At 34.2% G+C, this 14,550-nt stretch carries 21 protein-coding genes; 3 read left to right on the forward strand and 18 right to left on the reverse strand.

Going from position 1 to position 14,550, the window contains the following annotated elements:
• Positions 1–55: 55 nt before the first annotated feature.
• The 16 genes from KW502_RS05710 to KW502_RS05785 form a co-directional block, all read right to left on the reverse strand.
• Positions 56–1,729, reverse strand: a complete 1,674-nt coding sequence (locus KW502_RS05710) for a DEAD/DEAH box helicase (RefSeq protein WP_219039570.1) — start codon at positions 1,727–1,729, stop codon at positions 56–58.
• A 36-nt stretch (positions 1,730–1,765) separates the two neighbouring features.
• Entirely contained in the window at positions 1,766–3,094 is a 1,329-nt protein-coding gene (locus KW502_RS05715; RefSeq protein ID WP_219039571.1) for a PcfJ domain-containing protein, read from the reverse strand.
• Between the two features lie 2 nt (positions 3,095–3,096).
• The gene (locus KW502_RS05720; RefSeq protein ID WP_219039572.1) at positions 3,097–3,507 is read right to left on the reverse strand and encodes a PcfK-like family protein; all 411 of its coding nucleotides are present in this window, start codon (positions 3,505–3,507) and stop codon (positions 3,097–3,099) included.
• 179 nt (positions 3,508–3,686) lie between these two features.
• Positions 3,687–4,331, reverse strand: a complete 645-nt coding sequence (locus KW502_RS05725) for a hypothetical protein (protein ID WP_219039573.1) — start codon at positions 4,329–4,331, stop codon at positions 3,687–3,689.
• A gap of 35 nt (positions 4,332–4,366) precedes the next feature.
• The gene (locus tag KW502_RS05730; protein ID WP_219039574.1) at positions 4,367–4,600 is read right to left on the reverse strand and encodes a hypothetical protein; all 234 of its coding nucleotides are present in this window, start codon (positions 4,598–4,600) and stop codon (positions 4,367–4,369) included.
• The gene (locus KW502_RS05735) at positions 4,600–4,809 is read right to left on the reverse strand and encodes a hypothetical protein (protein WP_219039575.1); all 210 of its coding nucleotides are present in this window, start codon (positions 4,807–4,809) and stop codon (positions 4,600–4,602) included. The genes KW502_RS05730 and KW502_RS05735 overlap by 1 nt, the downstream gene beginning before the upstream one ends.
• Positions 4,806–5,540, reverse strand: coding sequence for an MBL fold metallo-hydrolase (locus tag KW502_RS05740; protein ID WP_219039576.1), 735 nt, complete (start codon positions 5,538–5,540; stop codon positions 4,806–4,808). Before KW502_RS05740 ends, KW502_RS05735 begins: the two co-directional genes overlap by 4 nt.
• Positions 5,540–5,806: a hypothetical protein gene (locus KW502_RS05745; protein ID WP_219039577.1), complete on the reverse strand. Its 267-nt coding sequence runs from the start codon at positions 5,804–5,806 to the stop codon at positions 5,540–5,542. Before KW502_RS05745 ends, KW502_RS05740 begins: the two co-directional genes overlap by 1 nt.
• Before the next feature lie 3 nt (positions 5,807–5,809).
• The gene (locus KW502_RS05750) at positions 5,810–6,673 is read right to left on the reverse strand and encodes a recombinase RecT (protein WP_219039578.1); all 864 of its coding nucleotides are present in this window, start codon (positions 6,671–6,673) and stop codon (positions 5,810–5,812) included.
• Positions 6,674–6,696: 23 nt separating this feature from the next.
• A complete protein-coding gene (locus KW502_RS05755; protein ID WP_219039579.1) occupies positions 6,697–8,730 on the reverse strand; it encodes an AAA family ATPase in 2,034 nt (677 codons plus the stop codon).
• Positions 8,731–8,740: 10 nt separating this feature from the next.
• The gene (locus tag KW502_RS05760) at positions 8,741–8,914 is read right to left on the reverse strand and encodes a hypothetical protein (RefSeq protein ID WP_219039580.1); all 174 of its coding nucleotides are present in this window, start codon (positions 8,912–8,914) and stop codon (positions 8,741–8,743) included.
• Between the two features lie 311 nt (positions 8,915–9,225).
• On the reverse strand, positions 9,226–9,369 hold the full coding sequence (locus tag KW502_RS05765) for a hypothetical protein (protein ID WP_219039581.1): 144 nt from the start codon (positions 9,367–9,369) through the stop codon (positions 9,226–9,228).
• On the reverse strand, positions 9,366–9,596 hold the full coding sequence (locus KW502_RS05770) for a hypothetical protein (protein WP_219039582.1): 231 nt from the start codon (positions 9,594–9,596) through the stop codon (positions 9,366–9,368). The genes KW502_RS05765 and KW502_RS05770 overlap by 4 nt, the downstream gene beginning before the upstream one ends.
• 108 nt (positions 9,597–9,704) lie before the next feature.
• On the reverse strand, positions 9,705–9,959 hold the full coding sequence (locus tag KW502_RS05775; RefSeq protein WP_219039583.1) for a helix-turn-helix domain-containing protein: 255 nt from the start codon (positions 9,957–9,959) through the stop codon (positions 9,705–9,707).
• A 1-nt stretch (position 9,960) separates the two neighbouring features.
• The gene (locus KW502_RS05780; RefSeq protein ID WP_219039584.1) at positions 9,961–10,299 is read right to left on the reverse strand and encodes a response regulator transcription factor; all 339 of its coding nucleotides are present in this window, start codon (positions 10,297–10,299) and stop codon (positions 9,961–9,963) included.
• Positions 10,296–10,541 (reverse strand): hypothetical protein, encoded by a 246-nt coding sequence (locus KW502_RS05785; RefSeq protein WP_219039585.1) that lies wholly within the window; start codon positions 10,539–10,541, stop codon positions 10,296–10,298. The genes KW502_RS05780 and KW502_RS05785 overlap by 4 nt, the downstream gene beginning before the upstream one ends.
• Before the next feature lie 144 nt (positions 10,542–10,685).
• On the opposite strand from KW502_RS05785, the gene KW502_RS05790 reads away from it, so the two are divergent.
• Positions 10,686–11,033 carry a hypothetical protein gene (locus KW502_RS05790; protein WP_219039586.1) on the forward strand — a complete coding sequence of 116 codons (348 nt, stop codon included), beginning with the start codon at positions 10,686–10,688 and terminating at the stop codon, positions 11,031–11,033.
• Here KW502_RS05790 and KW502_RS05795 read toward each other — a convergent pair.
• The gene (locus KW502_RS05795; RefSeq protein ID WP_219039587.1) at positions 11,020–11,190 is read right to left on the reverse strand and encodes a hypothetical protein; all 171 of its coding nucleotides are present in this window, start codon (positions 11,188–11,190) and stop codon (positions 11,020–11,022) included. The two genes, KW502_RS05790 and KW502_RS05795, sit on opposite strands and share 14 nt — an antisense overlap.
• A 39-nt stretch (positions 11,191–11,229) precedes the next feature.
• On the opposite strand from KW502_RS05795, the gene KW502_RS05800 reads away from it, so the two are divergent.
• Both KW502_RS05800 and KW502_RS05805 read left to right on the forward strand, forming a co-directional pair.
• Positions 11,230–11,931 (forward strand): LexA family transcriptional regulator, encoded by a 702-nt coding sequence (locus KW502_RS05800; RefSeq protein WP_219039588.1) that lies wholly within the window; start codon positions 11,230–11,232, stop codon positions 11,929–11,931.
• A gap of 23 nt (positions 11,932–11,954) precedes the next feature.
• The gene (locus KW502_RS05805; RefSeq protein WP_219039589.1) at positions 11,955–12,548 is read left to right on the forward strand and encodes a hypothetical protein; all 594 of its coding nucleotides are present in this window, start codon (positions 11,955–11,957) and stop codon (positions 12,546–12,548) included.
• A gap of 263 nt (positions 12,549–12,811) precedes the next feature.
• On the opposite strand, the gene KW502_RS05810 is transcribed toward KW502_RS05805, so the two are convergent.
• Positions 12,812–14,095 (reverse strand): phage integrase SAM-like domain-containing protein, encoded by a 1,284-nt coding sequence (locus tag KW502_RS05810; RefSeq protein ID WP_219039590.1) that lies wholly within the window; start codon positions 14,093–14,095, stop codon positions 12,812–12,814.
• Between the last annotated feature and the right edge of the window lie 455 nt (positions 14,096–14,550).

Here is a 14,550-nt window from a genome sequence, read left to right on the forward strand (position 1 = left end):
TATATATTTTTAATGAAAGTACTTTCTTTAGTTTGTGGGGTTATGAAACAATGTTTCATTTCTTAAATAGATCCATTACGTTACTCACCATTTCCATTTTCATTTCATCACTGGCACCGGTGATGGTGTTTCCGGTGTGTCGCTTTTCCTGAATCATTTCATACAGCTGTTGATCAATAGTATTATGGCCCAGGAAGTAAGTACACATCACATTATTAGTTTGGCCAATACGGTGCGCTCTATCTTCACATTGCACACAATCGGCATAAGTCCAAGGATATTCAATGAATGCCACTCTTGAGCTTGCTGTAAGCGTAATACCTACCCCTGCAGCTTTGATATTACAAATGATCAGTTTAGTGTTTGGATCTTTCTGAAATGAATCAATTGATCGCTGTTTATCATCAACATCATCACGCCCGGTAACTGTAACCGCATTCGGAAACTCTTTAAGAAGTTCATCAACAATCACGTGATGGATCACAAATACAATCAGCTTCTCTCCTGATTCAGTAACCTCTTTGATAAATTCTTTTGCTTCATTAAGTTTACCGTAAGCAGAAAGCTTCTTGAGTTCAGCCATCTTCACCATAATTTCGCCGCGTAACTTCTTAGCAATTTCAGCATCATCCGCGCCTTGCTCTTTTAAGTACTCTACAAACTCATCTCGCGCTCTATTGTAGCGTTGACGTGTGGTAATATCACAAAGAATGGTTTGCCTTTGCTTTTCCGGTAAGTCTTTAGCAACATCTTTCTTTTCACGTCTGAAGAAGCAGAATTTATTGAGTAAGAAGTTTAACTCTTTAAGATTTGCAGCTCCACGACCACCTTCACAATAGCGTTCTAAATATCCTTTCTTACCTCCGAAATGATGAAGGCGGTTCATAATGGCCAACTGCGGAAAAAGATCAATAGGCTTATTAACTACCGGTGTACCGGTTAACAAGATCACGCGTTCTTTATCTTTACAGATATTGAGCACAAACTTGGCCTGTTGGGTTTTGGTGTCTTTACATCGATGGCTTTCATCAACGATTACCGATTTTAAAAGATTCACACGATCATCCATAAGGATATCGCTCGACTTTCTCATTTGCCCTTTTGGTGGCATATACTTCACAAAGTATTTTTTAAGGCTCTCATAGTTCACAATAAATACATCTGCCATTCCAAGCTCGTAAAAACGTTGCCAAGTGTCTTTTGATTTCGATTCAAGAACCATTGCTTTGCGATCAGTCCACATTTCCCATTCACGCTTCCAGTTAATCTTTGTTGAAGCTGGGCAAATAACTAAGCAAGGGAAAACCTTTTCACCATTGAGGTGTGCACCGTATATGGTACCAATTGATTGAAGCGTTTTACCAAGTCCTTGCTCATCACCATTCATCAATTTTTTAAGCTGTAAACCTCTTGCCACTCCCTGTTCCTGATAAGGTCTAAATCCAAACCCTTCAGGATGCGAAAGCGGAATTTCATTTTTAAGATTTGGTAATTCCGGAATATTTTCAAACTCTTCAGGATCGGTATCATTAATCTTGAAATACTTCGCGTTGGTGTAATGCTGAAGCTTGATCATATTGATACGTTGGTTCAAAGGAATTCGCCAGCATTTCTCATTACGATCATACTTTGCGTATGGTATTTTTTTAACTGCAGCATTGTTTCTTCTTCGCAATCTGTTGAAGTCAATGTGCACTCTATATTCAGTATCGTATTCTACTATTTGCATAACTTTGGTAATATTATATATTACTTTTTAATTAAATCAACTAGCGATGTTATATTTTTCACTAGCATTCACAATCTCACCAATCTTGAACATATTATCTTCAAGTATCTTTCTGATCTTATCATCGTAATCAGTTGGATTATTATATTTCCCTCGAACTTGAACCACTTGAAGCAAATCAGTATCTACTTCAACCGTTGCTGTTTTAACTCCATCAACCAGGGCCGAAAACAACAAAGTGTTTTTATCGTGGTATTCATTCACATAAACACAATGATGAAGGATCTCTCCCTCCTCTTTAATCTCATTGGTATTGTTAAGGAAACTAATTTGAATCTTACCTTTTGAAAACTTCAGACCGATGAAAGGTTTCTTATTTTTTTGGTAGCGAATGTTAGCAGTTCGATCTCGTTCAATTCTCTTTTTCTTTTGCTCCTCCTGATTCATTCTTCGCTGTCTCTCCTGAATTTTCTGTTTTTTCTTTACTAAAGTGTCGTGAGCTTTCTTAAAGTTTTTAGGGCATACGTATTTAGCATTTCTTAAATCCTTATTGAAATACCTCAATAGATCCAAGTAATCAATGTAAAGTGATGCATCTTTAATCTTATATCTATTTCGTAAACAGATTTTAATTGATGGCCAGTTGTAACTTATATCACTGGGATAATCTTTGCATCTAAACAAAAGATCGTACTGTTTAGCTTTCAATAAAGTTTCTGCTCTAGGATTTTCCGGAAGTATTTTAATTGCGTCTGTCAGAGTTAAACCATCAAGATTATAATCGATTCCATACTTCTTGTATTCGCTTTTGAATTCAGAATCTGGAGTATATTTGAAAGGATAAATTTTGTATTTCAATACATTCCAATTATAAATACTTCGAGAATAGTTTTTTCGAATTGCCCAGTCTCCACCCCAAGAATTACAATAGCCTTGAGTATGGTGTAATAATCCTACCATTGTATTCTTTCCATCAGGACGGATCCAATATTGTAAGATCTCTGTAAGTATAAATGATACTTTTTTTCCTTTTCTATAATTTGCGATTAACTCAAAATTTCTTACAATTTGATACTCTCCATACACATGAGCCTGTGCAAAAAAATTAACCTGGTGATCTGTTCGTTTACGAGTATTCTCAATTTTCAACTTCGTTTCACAATGAGGACACACAGCTCTTTTTCGATTAACTAAATCCGGAGAAAAAGTTTTCCCACAATCCATACATATAACTCTTGATTTAGTTGCAAAGCCTTTATGATCTAAACATTTATCATACGCCCATTCTTTTTGCTTTCTATCGAGATTAGGAAGTCTTTTACTTAATCTGAAAACCTCGATTTCTAATTTAGTTCTTGGTTTCATAATTAAAATAATGATAATACGTTAGTCTCTTTTTCCTCTTTTTTACCTCGCTTCTTAGGAGTTGATTTCAATCTCTCTTTTTCTTCATTGATCACTTGATCTCTAGCTTCTTTTTTCAATTGATCAATTTCATCATCTGTCAATTCTACTTTATGATTAACAACTACAGTTGAATCAATAGGTTTGCCCACCTTCACTTTTTCTTCATCATAATAGTGAAGAGCCATTCCGTAAATCTCTTCATCTGCAAAACCATTGCATCCGCTTTTCTTTACCTGGTTTAAGATGTAGGTAATACAATCATCTATATTTTTATCCTGATTCTCCATCTTCTTAGCAAAATCAGAATCCTTTTCAGCTACTTTATTTAAGTGTGATTGAATAGCTTTTTTAAAATTATCTGTTGACTTCATCTGTGATTGATTTATAGATTTTGTTGATATATCTGTTACAACTTCTTCGCTGCTTGTATGACTTTATAATTGTACCGTTAAGGTGGAGCTCAAATTTTTCAGAATGAATTTTATTGATAAAAAAAACATAACCTAGTTGATCAAGAGCTCCACATATTTCACGGTATTTTTTTGAGCCATTACGCTGCATCGTTTTCTTCGTTAGAAGAGGTGGAAACTTCAATTTTATATCCATCCTTTTCTAATTTCTTGAAGGTCTCTCTAGCTTTTGAAACGTGATCACCTTCTTGATTCTCTGTTCGATCAGGGTTAAATCCATCAGCTTCATCATCACCAAACATTTCTGTTTGATTAGTTTCTGCTTGCTTGCCATCCATAAATTCAAGAATCTCCTCTTGGCAATGCTCAATCAATTCCATTAACTTATCAAAGAATTCATAGGCATCTTCATCGGTTCCGCGATCGGTTCTTGGAGTGTCAAATTTTACCGTTTGGCCATTCGAAAGAAACTTTGTACCGGAAAGAGTTACGAAGATGATCCCTTTCACTTCTTCAACTTGAAAACCCTTTACGGTGTATTTTTTTAAAAGTCCTTCAGAAACTGTTTTCAGATCCAAATCTTTAGCCAGGTCCGGTTTCTTTTGCATTTCGGTAAGCATTACAAAATGTGGTGTAAGTGCTTTGATTGCATCACGAAGATCTTCGTGAATAGGAGCATCCGATTTACATTTGTGGTTCGTTTTTCTTCCGGCTTCAGTTTCATCATACTCGTAAGTCAAGAACAATGTACCGGATAATGCTGCTTTTTTAATTTCAATGTGCATAGAATTATGTTTATAGATTATTAATGAATGCTAAATTATTGCTGATCGTTTTGATCATTATGGAACAATGTTCCGTTTTTTAAAAAATACATTCGTGTGTTAATTGTTGGACGGGTTTCAACTTCTCCATCCTCTTCCAGCTGCTTGAGCACTGGTTCAAGTTCATTGATATGAAAACCACAATGGCCATCACTTTCGTTATGCTTTTTCTTTACCAGGAATAAAAGCATCGCTTTGAGTTTTGATATTTCTTCATCGGTGTATTGCATTATTTTACTACATCAAAACCTACCATTTCATTTATATCTTCTTGGCTAGCTTTTTCCCAAGGATCCTTTGTAGGCTGACGGTCGTACCAAACTTTGAAATTTGATTTACTTTCTGGATGGTTTCGTAAATCAACAACTTCACCATTTACTTTTTTAGCAAAACTCTTTGCGTTCTTTTCACTATTGAATCTTCTGTTTCTTCGTTTCATATTCCAAAAGGTGTTTTATTAAATTCCATTTCTAAGCCGTTATAAGCGACTGTTACATTCTTTCCGGTAGCTTTAGCAACACGATATTGAAATGCTTTCTCGTGGCTATTGCTATCAGATAAGTGAATCAAAACAATGTTGTTTACTGCGGTGATATCATTTGCATTCAAAAAGTCGATACAAGTATCAATACTCATATGCGATTGAATGATTCTATTCCTCAAGAACTCCATATCAGAAAGCTTTCTCTTTGCTATTTCTCCGTCATAATTGGCTTCGATGATGATGTTATTCAAACCTCGAAATGTGTAAGGAGAATAAACCGTATCAGTTAAAAAGAGAATGTTTCCGGTTTCTTTATGGTTGATCAGAAATCCAACTGGTTCCGCTGCATCGTGTTCAACATCGAATCCTTTAACTGCAAAATTTCCGATGATAAAAGTTGTTTGTACCAATGTGCAAACTCGATGATGACCGAAAACCCCGCAGGCTTTTAAAGTTCCTTCAGTAGCATAAACCTGAATTCCCGCAGCCATCACTTCTTTGATACTTTTAGCGTGATCACCGTGCTCGTGCGTTACTAAACATCCTACAATCTTTTTGATATTGAATTTGATTGCTTGCTTGATCGCTTTGATGTTCACCCCACATTCAATAAGGATAGCCTCCTCCTCATTCTCGAGGAGGTAAGCATTTCCTTTTGATCCTGTGCCTATTACTTTTAGATTCATTAGAAATTTTCAAATATGATTGGGTGTCCTTTTGGATAGGCTATTTCTAAACCTTCCTTTTGAGCTTCTTCAATGGTTAATCCTGCATCTGATAAAGAATAACATCCATCATCATTATCTCCGATGTAATGATCTGCTTCTAGTGTAATAGCTTCAAAGTCACTTATAGCCTCTTCTTCTCGCCACACAACTACTTTCTTTTCGAGTTGCTTTTCATCTAATGAATTAGCAAACTCTTTCAAGTCTTTCCACGTTTTAATATCCATAGCTTACTGTTGAGCCCACTCCGGCATTTTTTCTGATTGAAGTTTTGCAGCCGGTTCCGGTTCTGCTTTCTCTTCTACATAATCAGCTTCCTCTTCTTCCTCAAAACCTATTTCACTTCGATGAGCTTTGCTTTGAATCTGATGCTGAACGTGTGCCTCTGTTGGTGATTGAGTTGGTAATTCATCATCAAGTACTGCCCCATCATCAGAACTATTCACAAACATCTTGATAGCTCGATTAGTAACTGTACGCTTTGCCATTTCACCTTCAAAGTTTCTATGAGCTGGTGAATTCCCTTTTGGCGCTCCTTGTTGCCAAGACTGCTTAATTTCAGCCAAAGTCATTATATCGGTATCTTGAACTCCATCAGGAAGCGTAACCACACAATAAGCACCGATAATTTCATTCCCTAAATTTTCAAAAGGCTGATCGTGATTTGTAACTACTTTTCGGCCATCTGCTTCAATTTGATAATTGAACTTATCGCCTTTTAAAATTAAGTTTGCTTTCACATCTTGTAAACCGGCACGCTTAGCAATTAAAACCTGACCGAAATAAGATGTCATACATACCAAATCTTTACCGTAAGGCACGAAATAACATTGATTCTTTGCCGGATTCAATCCTAATTGAACCATCTTGAACAAAGCCATTGCAATAGTGTTCTTGCTACATTCCTGAAGGACCGGCTTTTTGTCTCTCGTTTGAATATCCTGCAACATTAACCAAGCTGATTGCAAAGCGTTCTGTGGAGAATAATTTGCAGGAAGTTTAAAACCTCCATCTTGTAATTCTGCAATTCGATTAGTTACATTATCAACCATTGATTCTTTGGTAACTTGTAACTCTTTTGATTGTGTACTCATAATTTTGATTTATAGATTAATTTTTAAACTGTTTGAAATTCCACTTCATCGACTGTTTCAACTCTTAACTTTTTATCAGGTTCTGAAACTATTAGGTTAATGATCTGCGATTGACTTGGAATAAGATTCACCACACTTTCACGGTTATCGATGAAGATAGGCGCGCTCACTTGGTAGTGATTGCAAAGGGTGTTGATGATATCAATACCAGCATTTATTTTTGAAGCTGTATTTGCATCTGAAAATGGAACACCATTAATTAAAGCCTGGCAAGTTTCCACTTGACCTCCATTAACCTGAGTATCGAACAACTTGAAATCAACCATATTGAAACGCTCATTGATACGCGCCTCTAATCGATCCATCTTATCTTTTACGAAACTGTCAATAATGAATTGCTCACGCTCGTAATCTGCAATAGTTTGAGCTAAATGAGATTCTTCTTGCTGCAGCTCATCAATACGTTGATTTACTTTCTTGATCTGATCCTCATTTGAAAGCATTCTTTTTAAACGATCGATCTCTTTTTCAACTTCCTCTCGTTTTGACTTGATATCAGAAATATCAACCGGCTTCATTTCAGAAAGGTTTTGCTTCAATCCTGAAACTTTAGCGATCATTTCACTAAGCTCTGTATTTGCAGAAACTAACTCTTTGTAGATTCCTTCTTCAGTTACATTAGGAAGATCTTCCTTCAACATTTTTTCTTGAGTAAGAAGATTATCACGTTTAAGTTCTAAATTTTGAATGTGATCAACACCGTTGCTAATTCTCTTCTCTAGATCCTCAACCTCTCTTAATAAATGCTCCTTAGTTTCTTTTAAGCTATTACCATTTTGATTGATTTGAGCTAAACGCTTTTGCTTATTTTCATCAAAACGTTGCTCAGCTTCAGCCTTTTTCTCATCGATGGTTGCAGGATCAAACTCACGGTTACAAGTAGGACACTTGCATTCGTTCTCATCCATCTTGAACTCTTCCGCATTTACCTTCACCCATTTTTCAGTAATAGAATTGATTTGCTCCTTAGTAGTTGAAAGCTCGTTATTCTTATTATTCAACTTACTTTTAAGCGTGTTCAATCCGTTTTGGCTTGAAGTTACTTCTGAAGTAATCTGTGTGATTTCAGACTGAACAGAAGTTAATTCTGAAGTAGAATTTGCAAACTTATCTTTTGCTTGCTGTCTGTGTTTATGCTGAACATTACTAATTTCAGTTTCTAAAGAATGGATCTTATTTTGAACCTCACTCCTTTGATTAAGGAACTCTTGTTGAGCTTCAAGTTTATTAGAAATCTGATTATCTAATGAAGCTTTAATTTCTGCCTTAGCTTCAACATCTTTTCTTAACTGATCAAAATCGAAGCTTTCCGGCTTACCACGTTCCACTTCATCAATACGTGAAGGGATAAACTTCAGCTCTTTTTTAGACTTTGCAATTGAGGCTTTGATCTGTTTTTGATATTCCTCAATTGTTTTATTAGTTAGGTTCTTTAAAAGTTCTTGATAGTCGAGATTACCGGCTGCGATATCTTCATCGGTTATATTACCAGTGATTTCAATTAATACCTGGCGCTGATCTTGCCACTTTAAGGATGTGAATGCAGCCGGTGATGTAATCAGTTTAAATATTTTTTCATCAACAATACTGCTGATCTTTGCATTGTAATCTCTTTGCGTCATTGGTACACCATTCCACTCGTAATTGGTTTCATTGCCAGTGAATTCAGCTTCTAAACTTCCTTTCTTCTTGCTCCATTTCTCACGGAATATTCTTTTCAGTGTTACACTTTCACCATCAACTAAAATGGTGGCTTCAACTTCATGATCGATTTTAGGAATTACATTGTTTTGGTTGTCTAGCGTTTTAATTTCGAAACTTGTGCGGTCCTGAGAATCTTTTCCAAATAATAACCAAGTGAACGCATCGAATACAGATGTTTTTCCGGTACCATTATCACCGAAAATTTTAGTTTCTTTTCCAAATGAATCGATGATAAGGTTTCTGATTCCTTTGAAGTTAACTAGCTTTAATGATTGAATTGTGATTGATTTCATAATAATTGAATTATAGATTATGGATTAATTTTTCTTTGGTTGATGAAACAACAAACTGAATTTCTTGATCAGGTTTCTGAAATTGTTTCATTTGTTTTCTGTCTTTACTTTCTGAGGCGAGAGAAGTCTTTTTTCTCATACAAACCTTTTCGCCTTGCTTGAGTTCTAAATAATAATGTTTCATAGTGATTGACTTATTTAGGAACCGCGTAACCGAATTGCTTGATTACTCGCTGGCCCTTCTCGTTTGACAAATAGTAATTCAGCTCATATACATAAGATCTGATAAAGTTTGCTTTTGCTTCAGCATCCTTTCGCTCTTTGAATTTTAGAGTTCTACCCTCTTCAATTCGCTTAGTTACGTTCACCCCTTCCGGAGTTAGATATTGAATGTTTGAAATCATTTTGATTTATAGATTAAAGATTAAAATGCCCAAGACTATGATTGATATGATGTAAACCGCCAAGGCTATACAGAAGCCTATGAAAGCTTGTTTATCGTTTAACTTTAGCATTGCAGTTTGTTTTAGATGATTTGAAATATTCATTCATTTCGTGCTTCTCTTCATCAGTAAGTTCAAGAAGAGGTTTTCCGTTCACTTGCCACCTTCCGTTAATGATCACTATCTCTTTTTTCATAGCGCCATAAGGATTAAAGGATTAATATTGATCCCGGTAGAATAAGCGATCATTGCAAAAACAACCTCTCTCAAAACTTTGTTATTAGTTTCTTCAGCTCGATCTAAAAGTGTGTGATAAATAGCAACTAACTCTTCATCAGTTGTTACTTTAATGTACTGCTCGTACTCGGTGTGCATCCCTAAATTGTAGAGAAAATTTCCTGCTAATACTTTTTTTAAATACATTTGTAATAAGTTTTAAGTGATTACGGCTTGTGATTGAATCGTAATCGGTTGAACTTAGATTTCGATTGTGATTGATCCGAAATCGATTTATAGATTAAAAAGCTGCCCTTACCGGTGGCTTTTTTTATACTTCCACTTATCCTCAATAATCTTTTTTAGAAATTGAATTTTAGGAATACTCCACACGGTCCCAATTAAATTAGCTTTAATCTCTCCCGAATTGATTTTGTTCTTAACAGTATTGATGTGAACACCTAAATACTCAGCACATTCCTTCGCTGTCATGCTTTTATTATTCGCATCATAAATTGCGTGAGCTTTGATGCTCTCCTCAATTCTTTGCTTTTCGGTTAATACTTCCATATTATTCGTTTTTTCTTTTACTTCTTACTCTTACTGTTCTTTGAGTTCTGCTTCTTCTCAATTGCGCGCTGTGATCCGGTACGATGAAGAAAATTTGAATTCCTAAAAAGAGAACCGCTATCAACATTTTCATCTTATCGGCATTTTCGATGGTGTAGATTCTTGTGATATCAACTACACCGCGAGCGTTCCATTTGGTTCTGATGTTCTTGATGTGTGTTTTAATTGTCTCTACACTTCTATATCGTTCAGCAGCTATCTCCTTCATTGAGTTTCCCATCGCAATCTGTTCGGTTATCTCTTTCTCTGTTGGAGAGAGCATCGTTGTGTAGGGTTTCATAGCGATGCGTATTTCTTTTGCTCACGCTCGATAATTGTTCGGTAAGCATCAATTGCTTTTTGAATCAGCTTTCTGTTACCTTCATTATCAACTTTTGCATTGATACCTACGCGAATCTTGTAGATATAAGATGGGCTCTTTTTCATTCTCTCAGCAACTTCAATGTGACTTCCTGCCGGAGAAGCTTCGGCCACTTTGATTAAAGTTTGCCTTAATTTTTCTAATTGTGATTGATCTTCCATATCCTACTTATTAGGTAATTTGATTTATAGATTACTAACTTGTTGTTTGTTTTTCTATCTTTGTCTTGTTGACTGTGACAAATATACAACACAAAATGAAAAGTACAACACATTTGTAAAGTAATTTGTGTTAAAATTTTATTTATGGAACTAAGAGAGTTTATAAAAGAGGTCTCACTTGAGATTATACAAGGAGTTACAGATACTCAAGATGAAATAAACAAAAAGGGTATTAAATCGATTGTGAATCCAACAAGTGACCAATCTTTGGGTAATGAAACGAAGGGAAAAATTTACGATTTTGGTAAATATCAAAAAATTGATATTGAAGCAGCTTTAATTACTAGAGAAGTAAAAAAGGGCGGTATTTCAGTTCAGGTGCTTTCAGGATCTTATAGTGGTGATAAAGAGAGTGTATCTAAAGTCAAGTTTAGCTTACCAATCTTATTCCCACCAGTTAATTTGCCTGATGATTTTTTCAAAGAGACTTAATATAATTGAAAATCTCTTCAAACTTAGGAATAGGATTGTTTTTGTGTTTTAAAACCAGGTTTAACAGCGGCTGTTCTTTTGTTGAAAGAAAATTAAGAATAGCAATTTTAAGATCGTTGTCTCTGTTTTTTTGAGCTTCTTCAAGTTGATCAGACATAATATAAGTTTTTGAATTTACACAAATATACAACACATATTGAAAAGTATTGAAAATAATATAAGTGAATTATCTAAACGCTTTCTCTATCTTATTAAAGAAAAAGGATATAGTGGTTATAAGATTTCAAAAGAAGTTGATGTAATTACTCAATCTAAATTAACTTTTATTAGAAAAGGGAGAAATGAACCAAGCAAAGATTTGATTAATGCAATTTTGAATAAATTCCCTGACGTGAATCCTGCTTGGCTTTTAACCGGCGAGGGTTCAATGCTAAAGGGTGAGCAAACATCAGAACCTAGTAAAGAATATAATAAAGAAGCAGAGCCAAAAGGAGTTCCTTATTTCGATTTAGATTTTACTGCGGGGTTTGCTTCAATTATAAATAATCAACAAACACAACCCGACACTTATGTTACGCATCCTTTTTTTTCAGGTTGTGATTATATTGTTAGAGCATCTGGGCAATCGATGGCAAAAATTATTAAACACGGTGATGCCATTGGTCTAACTAAAATTAATAACTGGCAGGAGTTTATACCTATGGGAGAGGTTTATGCTATTGTTACCAATAACGGATTTAGAATGATTAAAGTAATAACTAAAGGTAAAGACGACAATCATTACACACTAATAAGTAAGCCATCTGAAAGTAAAAAAGAAGAGTTCCCGCCACAACAAATAAAAAAGAGTACAATTTTATCTATTTACAAAGTACAGGCATCGAGCCACTTATTTTAATAATAACTAAAATCAAATTTATCATGAAAAAACTATTACTAATCGCAACTATTTCAACGCTTTTAATTTCTTGCGGAAGATCACACGAAGAAGAATTACTTTATAATTATCAAAAAGATAAAATAAAAGAAAACATTAATATGAATATTGATGACTTAAACTTTGAAATATCAGAAATAAATAAAGTTGAAGAAATAACTGCTAAAGATAGTCTCAAATTTTATAGAGATAAGTTAGTAAACCTATGGTTAGGTGAAGATGCCGAAAAAAACAAGAAAGATACTTTAACCTATGATTATGTTTTAGGTCAACTAGACACCCTTAGAAGTAGATATCAAGGCATCGTATTGGCTAACATTAAAGCTGATAGAGCTTATGAAAACTATGAATGGGAAAAGAAAAGAGATCAAATGATTGATGCTATTTATGATGTTAAAATTTGGAAAAACAAAAGTGATTCATATCAGAAAAGTCCTGAAAAAGTAGTTAGCACAAAATATAAAGCTTCTTATTCAATTAATAATCCAATGCTAAATGATTCCAAGCAAACATTTGATAAGTTCTATTATACTAACACAGAAGATAACAAATTTATTAAAGAAGAATCTACTAAATAATATGAATAATATTGATCAAAAAATAATCACATTGATAGATCTCCTCAAGTCAAGGGGAGATCTTAAATTCAGTACTGAATTCTGTGATACGATCGGAATTAGAAAACAGAACCTTTACAATATCAAAAAAGGATCAAATCATTTCACAACTGAACATATTTCAAAAATTATCACAAATTTCAAAGTGAATGCAAATTGGATCTTCGGTGTTAGCGATGAGATTTTCATAAAAAGTATTACTACTAAAAAAGAGAGGCCTGAAACTATTTCTTAGCTTCACTGTAATACTTATCCCACTTTTCCTTTAATCGTTTAGCGTGTTGATCCGGAGTTACTTTAATGTACCTGAGAAAACTCTTTTCTGTTGTATGTCCGGTAACTTGCATAATCGTAAGGGTATCAATTCCCATTAAATAATTATTTGTAGCAAAAGATCTTCTACAAGTATGAGAACTCACTAGATCATTCTTTGCGATCATCCCCTTTTCCAGCCTGTTTTTACTTTTTTTGCTTCTTCTGCTACCATATACTTCATAATCAATATCAGCTGCACCGCAAACATCTTTAAATATTCGATTAAATTCAACATCACTCACCTTTTCAGGAAGCCCACGCTTATCTAATATCTTTTGTATTTGCCAATGAATAGGGATCACCACCTCTTTTCCTGAAGTATATTGAGTTTTCTTGGGCATGATCTTAATATATCCATTTTCAATACCTCCGAACTTATCCCAGTCTGAAACTCTTAACCCTGTCCAGCAACCAATGATCGCCCAATCCCTTACATTTTGATATCTTGGCCGATCGTAAAAATCTTTATTGAATAACTTTTCAATTTCATCAATAGTAAGATAAACACTTTCGCTTTTCTCCTCTGGAACAAAGAAGTCTGAGCTCAAAATCTGATCATTGATTTTTAATCCCATTCGATCAGCGTGCTTTGCTAAAGATTTTAAATTCTTAATATAGAATCCAACGGTATTAGTCGCCAAATTTTCTTCATCATAAAGAAAATTCATAAACTTAGAATGAAAATTCAGTGTCAGATCTTTTAAAAGTACTTTCTTATATTTCTTCTCAAACTTTTGAAGCCCGATTAAGGCAGTTTTATAACCTTTCTTTGTTCGCTCTGAAAGTTTCCGGTTAGTACTTTTTAAAATTACCTGATCAATATGATTATCATTGAAATCCTTTATAAAATCTGAGAAATAAATGATTTCTTCATCCTTGGCTTTCTTCTTAAATTCAAAATCAAATGTACTTTTTAATTCTGCCCTGGTTAAAACCTCATTCCTTCTCTCGAAATCTTGAACCGTATCATCCAGCAAACTTGAATAATTAGAAAGTACACTTGAGATATGTTTATTCTTTACCCCTGCAGCTCCTCTTTTTGTTTTCGGCAATCTATTAACAGGATCCCAATCGTCCGGACTAATTTTTTGCCCGGTAGAATACTTAAAATTCTTACCTTCGTGCTTCAGATAATAAATCAAATAGATAATTGTATCTTTATTTGAGTTTGGTTCTTTGAGGAAGAAATACATTCAATTAATTTTCCCCAAATATAAAAAGGGGAAACTAAAGGGGAAAGTAAATTTGTTTTTATATGTTATTTAAAACTTAATATACTCACACGCAAACCACTTCAAATACTCGTTTTTGTTGATGCTTGTAAAAAAAGTGAAATTACTCTAACAAATTAAAATGCTCCCATTCTGGGCACATTTATAACCTCTCACTACTCATAAACACTACAGTATTAAATTTAAGGAGAATCAAAAAAAGACTATATACTTTTCTAATATTTTTTTAATTTTTAAAATAAAAATTAATTAGTTTCAATGAAAATAGGGATCAATCCGGATCAAGTCTAAAATCTGGGTTTTTACGATTTTAAGAATATAATTTAATCAATCGATATAAGAAGTATTCGGTATTCCTCACTCCTCTAAATTGTGATCTAAAAGCCTTTACTTTGGCATTAAAGGATTCAGCTGAA

Source organism: Mesonia aestuariivivens (genome assembly GCF_019311235.1).
Classification (GTDB): Bacteria; Bacteroidota; Bacteroidia; order Flavobacteriales; family Flavobacteriaceae; genus Mesonia; species Mesonia aestuariivivens.

Excerpts from the sequence above, each read along its gene's own strand:
- KW502_RS05770 (WP_219039582.1), bottom strand. The coding sequence starts at position 9,596 with ATGTATTTAAAAAAAGTATTAGCAGGAAATTTTCTCTACAATTTAGGG.
- KW502_RS05805 (WP_219039589.1), top strand. The coding sequence starts at position 11,955 with ATGAAAAAACTATTACTAATCGCAACTATTTCAACGCTTTTAATTTCT.
- KW502_RS05810 (WP_219039590.1), bottom strand. The coding sequence starts at position 14,095 with ATGTATTTCTTCCTCAAAGAACCAAACTCAAATAAAGATACAATTATC.
- KW502_RS05775 (WP_219039583.1), bottom strand. The coding sequence starts at position 9,959 with ATGGAAGTATTAACCGAAAAGCAAAGAATTGAGGAGAGCATCAAAGCT.
- KW502_RS05720 (WP_219039572.1), bottom strand. The coding sequence starts at position 3,507 with ATGAAGTCAACAGATAATTTTAAAAAAGCTATTCAATCACACTTAAAT.
- KW502_RS05755 (WP_219039579.1), bottom strand. The coding sequence starts at position 8,730 with ATGAAATCAATCACAATTCAATCATTAAAGCTAGTTAACTTCAAAGGA.
- KW502_RS05735 (WP_219039575.1), bottom strand. The coding sequence starts at position 4,809 with ATGAAACGAAGAAACAGAAGATTCAATAGTGAAAAGAACGCAAAGAGT.
- KW502_RS05715 (WP_219039571.1), bottom strand. The coding sequence starts at position 3,094 with ATGAAACCAAGAACTAAATTAGAAATCGAGGTTTTCAGATTAAGTAAA.
- KW502_RS05710 (WP_219039570.1), bottom strand. The coding sequence starts at position 1,729 with ATGCAAATAGTAGAATACGATACTGAATATAGAGTGCACATTGACTTC.
- KW502_RS05730 (WP_219039574.1), bottom strand. The coding sequence starts at position 4,600 with ATGCAATACACCGATGAAGAAATATCAAAACTCAAAGCGATGCTTTTA.
- KW502_RS05750 (WP_219039578.1), bottom strand. The coding sequence starts at position 6,673 with ATGAGTACACAATCAAAAGAGTTACAAGTTACCAAAGAATCAATGGTT.
- KW502_RS05790 (WP_219039586.1), top strand. The coding sequence starts at position 10,686 with ATGGAACTAAGAGAGTTTATAAAAGAGGTCTCACTTGAGATTATACAA.
- KW502_RS05760 (WP_219039580.1), bottom strand. The coding sequence starts at position 8,914 with ATGAAACATTATTATTTAGAACTCAAGCAAGGCGAAAAGGTTTGTATG.
- KW502_RS05740 (WP_219039576.1), bottom strand. The coding sequence starts at position 5,540 with ATGAATCTAAAAGTAATAGGCACAGGATCAAAAGGAAATGCTTACCTC.
- KW502_RS05745 (WP_219039577.1), bottom strand. The coding sequence starts at position 5,806 with ATGGATATTAAAACGTGGAAAGACTTGAAAGAGTTTGCTAATTCATTA.
- KW502_RS05785 (WP_219039585.1), bottom strand. The coding sequence starts at position 10,541 with ATGGAAGATCAATCACAATTAGAAAAATTAAGGCAAACTTTAATCAAA.
- KW502_RS05795 (WP_219039587.1), bottom strand. The coding sequence starts at position 11,190 with ATGTCTGATCAACTTGAAGAAGCTCAAAAAAACAGAGACAACGATCTT.
- KW502_RS05765 (WP_219039581.1), bottom strand. The coding sequence starts at position 9,369 with ATGAAAAAAGAGATAGTGATCATTAACGGAAGGTGGCAAGTGAACGGA.
- KW502_RS05725 (WP_219039573.1), bottom strand. The coding sequence starts at position 4,331 with ATGCACATTGAAATTAAAAAAGCAGCATTATCCGGTACATTGTTCTTG.
- KW502_RS05780 (WP_219039584.1), bottom strand. The coding sequence starts at position 10,299 with ATGAAACCCTACACAACGATGCTCTCTCCAACAGAGAAAGAGATAACC.